Raw genomic sequence first — 2,417 nt, 5'->3', positions numbered from 1 at the left:
GAGTAAGGGAGGAGTAAAGGGGCAGTAAGGGGGGTGAATAGAGGGGGGCGAATAAAGGGGTGAGTCGGGCCGAGTGAGGGTACCCTTCGAGCCATGAGCACCATCGCGTTCCTGGGACTCGGGACCATGGGGGCGGGCATGGCCCGCAACCTCGTCGCGGCCGGCCACGAGGTCATCGGCTGGAACCGCACGCGCGACAAGGCCGAGCAGCTCCGGGCCGAGCTCGGGATCGAGATCGCCGAGCACCCGGTCGACGCCGCGCGGGTGAGCGGGACCGTGATCTTGTGTGTCAGCAGCGACGACGCGGTTCACGAGCTGGTGTTCGGCGCCGACGGGGTCCTGCTCGCGCTGGCCGAGGGGGACCTCTTGCTCGACTGCGGGACCACGAGCCGCGCGCTGAGCCAGGCGATCGAGGCTGCCTGCGCCGAGCGGCGGGCTGGGTTCGTGGACGCGCCGATGACCGGCAGCAAGCTCGGGGCCGAGGGCGGGCGCCTGACTTTCATGGTTGGTGGACCGACCGAGCTGGTCGAGCGCGCGACGCCGCTGTTCGAGGTCATGGGCGGCCACCACGTTCACGTTGGCGAGATGGTCGGGCTCGGCCAGGCGGCGAAGTACTGCCTCAACATGGCTCAGGCCGTCATGCTCCAGGGCGTCCTCGAGGGCTACACGCTGGCCAAGCTGCTCGGCGTCCCGCTGGCCAAGATGTCCGACATCTACCAGCACAGCGCGGCCAAGAGCGGCATCGGCAGCTTCAAGACCCCCTACCTCCAGGCCGGCGACTACAGCCCGCACTTTCGCCTCGATCTGATGCACAAGGATCTGCACCTCGCGCTCGACGAGGCCGAGCGTCGGCGCGTCCCGCTGGCCGCGGCCACCGCCGTGCGCGGGATCTATGATCAGGCCGTCGCCGAGGGCATGGGCGGCCAGGACTTCCTGGCTCTGGCCACGCTGCTCGAGCGTTGGTCCAAGATCGCGCTGCGGGACTAGCAGCCCCGGGCTGCAGCCCCGGGCTGGAAGGCCTGAATCAAGCGCTGCGCGCTCGACTCAGGCCTTCCAAGCTTCAAGGGGGCCTTTCGCGCAGCGCCGCCCGCGGTACTCGGCTGGCTTCGTCGCTTTCTGGCCTCGCTGGAGCGAGCCGCTACCATCGGAGTTGATGCGCGAGGCCCTCGCCGAGTTCTTGATCCACCTCGAGACCGAGCGTCGGCTGTCGTCCAATACCCGCGTCGCCTACCAGCGGGACATCGAGGCCTTCGCGGACTCGGTCGAGGCCCGGCGCGGGCGCGCGCCCGCCGTCCGCGACCTCGGGGTCCGTGAGGTCCGGGCTCACCTCGCCGAGCTCCACGGGCGGCTGGCCCCGAGCACGATCGGCCGCAAGCTCTCGGCCCTGCGCAGCTTCGGCGAGTTTTGTCGGCGCGAGGGCCTGCTCGAGGAGAACGCGGTCGCGCTGATCCGGCGGCCCAAGCTCGGTCACAAGCTGCCCGTCGCGCTGCCGGTCGAGGATGTCGGGCAGCTGATCGATGGCCGCCAACGACCCGGCGCCCTCGGGCTGCGCGATCGGGCTCTGCTCGAGGTTCTCTATGGCGCTGGCCTCCGCGTGTCCGAGGCCGTGGGCCTCGATCGCGCCGACCTGCGCGAGGACCAGGGCCGACTCACGGTTCGGGTCCGCTCGGGCAAGGGCGGCAAGGAGCGCGTGGTCCCGCTCGGCTCCAAGGCGGCCACGGCCCTGGGCGAGTGGCTCGAGGCCCGCGACGCGCTCGTGACTCCCAAGAGCCCGGCCGAGGCGGTGTTCCTCGGGGCCCGGGGCGGTCGCCTGTCGGCGCGGGTCGCTCGCGAGCTGTGCTACCGCCGCTGTGAAGCGACGGGCGCCCGCGCGGTCGTCGGCCCTCACGGTCTGCGCCACAGCTTCGCCACGCACCTGCTCCAGAGCGGGTGTGACCTTCGGACCATCCAAGCCATGCTCGGTCACGCGAGCTTGTCGACGACCCAACGCTACACCCACCTGGACATGGGGCGGCTGTTCGAACTCTATGAACAGGCCCACCCGCGCGCCAACCTTCCGGGGCCTGGAGACGCTAAATGATCGTTTGGTTGGCCCGACGGCCTGAGATAACCTGAACAAGATGGGCCTCGAGCCAGACGCGCGGCTGGTCGTGAACCGCGAGATTGACCTGCGATCCCTGCCGCTCAAGCCCATCGAGTTTTTCTTGTTCAGCCGGGTCGAGGCCCTCAGCGCAGCGAAGCCGCCGACCGTCGCCGACGTCGTCGCGGTCAGCGGTCAACCCGCCGACCGCGCCCGTGAGGCGCTCGAGCGGCTCCTCGATCTCGAGGTGCTCACAACCAGCACGGATGCAGTAGTTTCGGCACCGGGGGCACCAGCGGGGGCACCGGTGCCGAAACTACTGCATCCGTGCTGGTTG

2 protein-coding genes and 1 pseudogene are annotated in these 2,417 nt (G+C 69.9%); all 3 read left to right on the top strand.

The window, feature by feature from the left end:
• Positions 1-93 precede the first annotated feature (93 nt).
• The gene (locus ENSA5_RS08735) at positions 94-987 is read left to right on the top strand and encodes an NAD(P)-dependent oxidoreductase (protein ID WP_106391175.1); all 894 of its coding nucleotides are present in this window, start codon (positions 94-96) and stop codon (positions 985-987) included.
• 166 nt (positions 988-1,153) lie between these two features.
• Positions 1,154-2,080 carry a tyrosine recombinase XerC gene (locus ENSA5_RS08730; RefSeq protein ID WP_181197538.1) on the top strand — a complete coding sequence of 309 codons (927 nt, stop codon included), beginning with the start codon at positions 1,154-1,156 and terminating at the stop codon, positions 2,078-2,080.
• A gap of 40 nt (positions 2,081-2,120) precedes the next feature.
• A pseudogene (locus ENSA5_RS08725) lies at positions 2,121-2,417 on the top strand (hypothetical protein); the annotation flags it as partial.

It is taken from the genome of Enhygromyxa salina, from assembly GCF_002994615.1.
Classification (GTDB): Bacteria; Myxococcota_A; Polyangia; order Nannocystales; family Nannocystaceae; genus Plesiocystis; species Plesiocystis salina_A.
The sequence above is the reverse complement of the archived record's forward strand: the minus strand, read 5'-3'. Positions and strand labels throughout refer to the sequence as shown.